A 5529-nucleotide genomic window follows, 5' to 3' on the forward strand; every position below is an offset into this window, starting at 1 on the left:
GAGTGATTCACAACGCTTGGCGTTTTCGCTTCGCTCAAGTATAGCCAAGCGCTGCTCACACCTTAATGCGGCGTTATGTGCTTTGGGAGAAAATGGATATTCCCGACAGATTCAAAAATGTAAGATACGTTTCATCCCGCATACCGGGTTGCAAAGATGACTCAGACTTAACGCTTGGAGCTAACTGACAGGTCTTTGCTTATAACCTGCTCAGAGACTTCGGTCTAAATCCACCTAACTACCGTTCTAGTGAGCTGTGGGATGACTCGGAGTATAGTGAGCTGGTTACTGAGTTTAAGCCGTTAGATATCATGATGTATAACGACTCTACAGACTCATATGGAGCACATGTTGGCGTATATGCTGGTAATGGATTTGTCTACCATCTTTCTTTATCCAACGGCGTGCCTAAGTTTGAGCGTCATATGGACTTGCTTCAACAAAGTAAATATCGGTTTTTTGTTGGCGCCAAGCGTATAAAGCAGTCTGGTGCATGACGTAAGCACGCACATAACAAACTGTTCAAGAGGGATTCGCAACGCGTGGCATTTTTACTATGCGTTGGTTTTAGTGTTTAAGGTGGTATGCGGCGGCTTTGGTATTGCGTTGCTCACTCCTTAACAGGGCGTTAGGCGATTAGGAGAGTTCATTGTTCGAAGTTGGTAAAATTTATAACCGTCGCTCTGATATTCACGGAGTATACAAAGGGCAACAGTATGGTGGTATTGCTACACCAGCAAATCATCCTTATGTATTTATATTTACCAGCGATGCTGGTGAAGAGTTCGGCTATTCTGATGGTTTTGGCCCAGATGGTACGTTTAGGTATACAGGCGAAGGCCAAGAAGGTGATATGCAGATGGTCAAAGGTAATTTGGCAATCTTCGAGCACCAGAAAAATAAAAAAGAAATCTTGTTGCTTGAGTCGACGACAAAAGGTTTTGTGCGTTTCGTTGGAGTATGTAGTTACATTGAACACCACATCGAGCAGCGACCTGACAAAAATGGTCAGCTTCGAGATGCTTTCATTTTTCACTTGGACGTACTTCCACAGTCAAGGCGACCAGGCGTGGTAAATGGAAGGGCTCCTTACTTAACGAAACCAACCAAAAGTAAATCACTTAAGTAATTACGCGATATTGCTACCGCAGTGACCCCGAACGATGTGGACGTTAAAGAACAAGTTGTTCATGTCCGTTATCGCAGTGAGGCTATAAAGTTATATGCTAAAAAGCGCGCAAATGGGGTTTGTGAAGGTTGCAGAAGCAAGTCACCCTTTGAAACTAAGGATGGACCTTATTTAGAAGTCCATCATTTAACCAGGCTTGCTGACGGTGGCGCTGATTGCCCGGAAAATGTTATCGCTCTATGCCCTACGTGTCACAGGAGAGCGCATTATTCAATCGACAACAAAGAGTTCAACGAAAAGTTGTTAAAAACAGCCCTTAGCATCGAAGAAATAATCGCCTAACAAAGCATTTAAGACGGATTCCCAACGCTTAGCATTTTCGGTTTGCTTCAATTTCAGTGTTTACGGCACAATACTTTAAGTTCTGTGGTCTGCGTTGCTCACCACTTAATGCGGCGTTATACGAATAGAGGGAGTTTATGTACAAGAGTACTGATTTTAGCTTGGATTCAAAAGAGTTCAGGTTTAAGAAAGACTCATATCCTTTGTCTAAGATAAACAATGCTAGGGTTAAAAAGTTAAGTTTTCTTGATAATTTAGGTCAAGTGTTATTCTGGGTGTTTATTTTTTCAGGGGCTGTTTGGTTAGCCATTCCAAGCTTTGAAGAGGCACCGCAATGGCTACAAGTTTTAGTTCTTAGTTTGACGGCTGTAGGTTTCGTTTTTGCTCTTCTTCGTTGTTCTAAATATGCACTTCAAGTCGAGTTTTGTCACATAGATGAAACGGGAGTTCAATGGGTTAATGTCGCTAAGCCATACTCAAAGTCAGATTGTGAGTTATTTGAACAACAAGTGTTGGCACTGAAGGAGAAATTCGTATAACAAATTGTTCAAGAGTGATTCGGCACGCGTGGCATTTTTACTATGCGTTGGTTTTAGTGATGAAGGTGGTATGCGGCAACTTCGGTATTGCGTGCCTCACACCTTAACAAGGCGTTAGCATACTTTGATAGGAGTTCAGATGGCTACGATAGTCGAACAAATTGTTAATCGTGAAATTGACTCGGTCATCGTGTACGAATCTGACCAAGTTATAGCTTTTGCAGACCATGACCCAATCAACTTTGGGCATATTTTAATTTGTCCTAAGACTCAATACCGTACTTTCATTGACCTGCCTGAGTCTGTGTTTTTTGAGGTCACCGACGTTGCAAGAGATTTATATAAACGTATAGAAGCTAAGTTCAATCCCGATGGTATCGGCTTTATGCAAAACAATGGAGAGGCACCTCATTTCAACGAGCTCGATCACTACCATTTGCATATTTTCCCTAGGTTCCATGGCGACCAGTACGGTTGGGTTAGTAGTGAACTTGGAATTCAAACTATGGATAAACTAAGAGAATCACTTAAAGATCTATGAGCATTGAAAAAGTATGCTAACAAATTGTTCAAGAGTGATTCGGCACGCGTGGCATTTTTGTCATGCGTTGGTTTTAGTGGTTAAGGTGGTATGCGGTGGCTTAGGTATTGCGTGCCTCACACCTTAACAAGGCGTTAGCTGTTTGAGGAAGAAATGAGAAAATTCGATAAGCCGCTATTCTGGCTGTATATAAAAACAAGAGACTCATTGTTGTCATCTTTTAAGGGCTTTCTGGGAATGCTTTTAGTGTTGATCGGGGCAGCAGTAGTTTTAGGTAATGAATCCCCTGAGAATGTCTGGATTTCGGTGGGAATCATTTTATTAGTATCTAGTCTTCCAGTCTCAATGGGCTTGATGATGGTAAAGTTCAAATTTAAGAGCTTTGCTGGATCAATACCTACAGCAGAACTAGCGTACTTCTTACAGCACGATGAAGGTGCAAACTCAGATAAAGCTGTGAGAGGTTTATTTTCGTTATCCCTATCTTTTATGATTTACCTTTGGTTTACGATGGTAGCTATCGCAGCTCTTGGTATGTTGGGAGCAAAGCTCGTGTTGTAAAACACAGCTAACAAACTGCTCAAGAGGGATTCGCAACGCGTGGCATTTTTACTATGCGTTGAATTTAGTGATTAAGGTGGTTTGCGGCGGCTTAGGTATTGCGTTGCTCACCCCTTAGCAGGGCGTTAGCATACTTTGATAGGAGTTCAGATGACTACGATAGTCGAACAAATTGTTAATCGTGAAATTGACTCGGTCATCGTGTATGAATCTGACCAAGTTATAGCTTTTGCAGATCATGACCCAATCAACTTTGGACATATTTTAATCTGTCCTAAGACTCAATATCGTACTTTCATCGACTTGCCTGAGTCTGTGTTTTTAGAGATCACCGACGTTGCAAGAGATTTATATAAACGTATAGAAGCTAAGTTCAATCCCGATGGTATCGGCTTTATGCAAAACAATGGAGAGGCACCTCATTTCAACGAGCTCGATCACTACCATTTGCATATTTTCCCTAGGTTCCATGGCGACCAGTACGGTTGGGTTAGTAGTGAACTTGGAATTCAAACTATGGATAAACTAAGAGAATCACTTAAAGAACTATGAGCATTTAAAAAGTATGCTAACAAATTGTTCAAGAGTGATTCGGCACGCGTGGCATTTTGACTATGCGTTGGTTTTAGTGGTTAAGGTGGTATGCGGAAGCTTCGGTATTGCGCGCCTCACACCTTAACAAGGCGTTAGGAGTTTGCGCATGAAATTGATTTTTAGTGTCGTTTTAACATTGTTTGCATTCAGCTCTAACGGAGCAGAGCAAGTAACCACAAAAGATTTGTACGAGAAATTCAACATGAGAACTGTCTATAGCTCTTATGGTCAGAATTTAAAGTGGTATTGTGAAAGTTATCCTAGAGAGTTCTTTTCTACAGAAGAGGCTTCGTTTGTTTCTGATAGTCGACTTGAGTTAGTGTCAGGTGACAATGTTTGGATTTTCACTATTTCAGAGCCAAATATAGTTACTATTGGAAATCAGATAACATCGGGTACATATAACAGCGTCTCAACGTATGAGCTTTACTTTGACCCTCGGACTCAGGACTGGAGGGCAAATGAAACATATATAGACATACCGAAAGATTGTGAACGCTATGAATAAAACTCCTAACAAACTGTTCAAGAGGGATTCGCAACGCGTGGCATTTTTACTATGCATTGGTTTTAGTGTTTAAGGTGGTATGCGGCGGCTTCAGTATTGCGTTGCTCACCCCTTAACAGAGCGTTAGGCATTCGGAGGTCATATGTCAGCTGGTAAGAATGAAAAGTTCTTTATTGAAAAATTTGAAAGCGCATTTGGTTTTGGGAAATTGAGTGGTAAACAGAACTTCGACAATAACCAAAAGGGAGCTGATAAAGTTTCCATATCAGTAGACCAATCTATTAAGTTAGAAGATGGTACAACCATTTTAATTGAAATAGACTCAGCGAACATGGCTAAGCTACTCGTTGGTCAGTATGTTCTTCTTAATGGTCTGGTAAACCCTCAAAAAGAGCAGAACATTTTCTTAGTTGTTCATTATTTCAAAGACTACAATCCGCAAAGAACTCTCAAAAATCTCAAAGAGGTACGTAATCTGTACCCATCCTCAAATTGGCTGAAGTATTGTGCAATTCACGTAAATGAGCTAGATGAAATACTTTCAAACTGTTCTACCGTAGAAGATTTTTCAGCTTATATAAGAAGCAGAATATACTGAAAACATGCCTAACAAAGCGTTTAAGACGGATTCCCAACGCTTGGCATTTTCGGTTTGATTCAGCTTTAGTGATTACGGCACAATGGTTTAGGTAAGGTGGTAGCGTTGCTCACCACTTAACGCGGCGTTATACGCTTTTGAGGAAATAATCCAATATGAACAAGGTAGTGTTCAGAAATTGCGATGAAAAGAGTGAGTATTGGGTTGCTCTAGAGAAGCTGTTTCAAACGGAATGGTCTGACTTTCTGTTTGTAGATACCTATAAACTAGAATCTAACCTTCCACCGGTAATTGTTGCTCTCAGAGAGAACCAAGTTATTGGTGGTCTCGCTTATTCGCGCTTTACAGAACCTCATGGTGACTCAGAAGTTATTTGGCTTAACGCAGTCTTTGTATCCAATGAGTGGCGTGGTCAAGGTATTGCGAGTGAACTGATCAATCGAGGTGTTAGGCAAGTATCAGCAACAACTCAAAGTAACCTGTATGTTTACACAAATGTACCATCGTTGTATGAGTCTTTAGGTTGGTTAGCGGTTGATGTTGAAAGTGAGCCAAATCATAAGGTTATGAAAGTTCCGTTGTAGTGTCAGCACGCGTATAACAAACTGTTTAAGAGTGATTCGCAACGTGTGGCATTTTCACTATGCGTTGCGTTTAGTGTTTAAGGTGGTATGCGGCGGCATCGGTATTGCGTTGCTCACACCTTAACAGGGCGTT

At 41.2% G+C, this 5529-nt stretch carries 7 protein-coding genes and 1 pseudogene; all 8 read left to right on the top strand.

The window, feature by feature from the left end; all coding sequences use genetic code 11:
* Positions 1 to 649: 649 nt before the first annotated feature.
* The 8 genes and pseudogenes from R7E29_RS18045 (at position 650) to R7E29_RS18085 (ending at position 5396) form a co-directional block, all read left to right on the top strand.
* Positions 650 to 1471: pseudogene (locus R7E29_RS18045) on the top strand (HNH endonuclease).
* Between the two features lie 137 nt (positions 1472 to 1608).
* Complete coding sequence (locus R7E29_RS18050) at positions 1609 to 2010, top strand: hypothetical protein (RefSeq protein WP_054577319.1); 402 nt, start codon at positions 1609 to 1611, stop codon at positions 2008 to 2010.
* A gap of 139 nt (positions 2011 to 2149) precedes the next feature.
* Positions 2150 to 2551: an HIT family protein gene (locus R7E29_RS18055; RefSeq protein ID WP_318082810.1), complete on the top strand. Its 402-nt coding sequence runs from the start codon at positions 2150 to 2152 to the stop codon at positions 2549 to 2551.
* Positions 2552 to 2704: 153 nt separating this feature from the next.
* The gene (locus tag R7E29_RS18060) at positions 2705 to 3112 is read left to right on the top strand and encodes a hypothetical protein (protein WP_054577321.1); all 408 of its coding nucleotides are present in this window, start codon (positions 2705 to 2707) and stop codon (positions 3110 to 3112) included.
* A 150-nt stretch (positions 3113 to 3262) separates the two neighbouring features.
* Positions 3263 to 3664: an HIT family protein gene (locus R7E29_RS18065; RefSeq protein WP_017636213.1), complete on the top strand. Its 402-nt coding sequence runs from the start codon at positions 3263 to 3265 to the stop codon at positions 3662 to 3664.
* A gap of 148 nt (positions 3665 to 3812) precedes the next feature.
* The gene (locus R7E29_RS18070; RefSeq protein WP_053304463.1) at positions 3813 to 4214 is read left to right on the top strand and encodes a hypothetical protein; all 402 of its coding nucleotides are present in this window, start codon (positions 3813 to 3815) and stop codon (positions 4212 to 4214) included.
* Positions 4215 to 4356: 142 nt separating this feature from the next.
* Positions 4357 to 4812 carry a hypothetical protein gene (locus R7E29_RS18080; protein ID WP_054577322.1) on the top strand — a complete coding sequence of 152 codons (456 nt, stop codon included), beginning with the start codon at positions 4357 to 4359 and terminating at the stop codon, positions 4810 to 4812.
* Positions 4813 to 4967: 155 nt separating this feature from the next.
* Positions 4968 to 5396, top strand: coding sequence for a GNAT family N-acetyltransferase (locus R7E29_RS18085; protein ID WP_025639731.1), 429 nt, complete (start codon positions 4968 to 4970; stop codon positions 5394 to 5396).
* Positions 5397 to 5529 lie beyond the last annotated feature (133 nt).

It is taken from the genome of Vibrio sp. Vb1729, assembly GCF_033338655.1.
GTDB lineage: Bacteria > Pseudomonadota > Gammaproteobacteria > Enterobacterales > Vibrionaceae > Vibrio > Vibrio alginolyticus.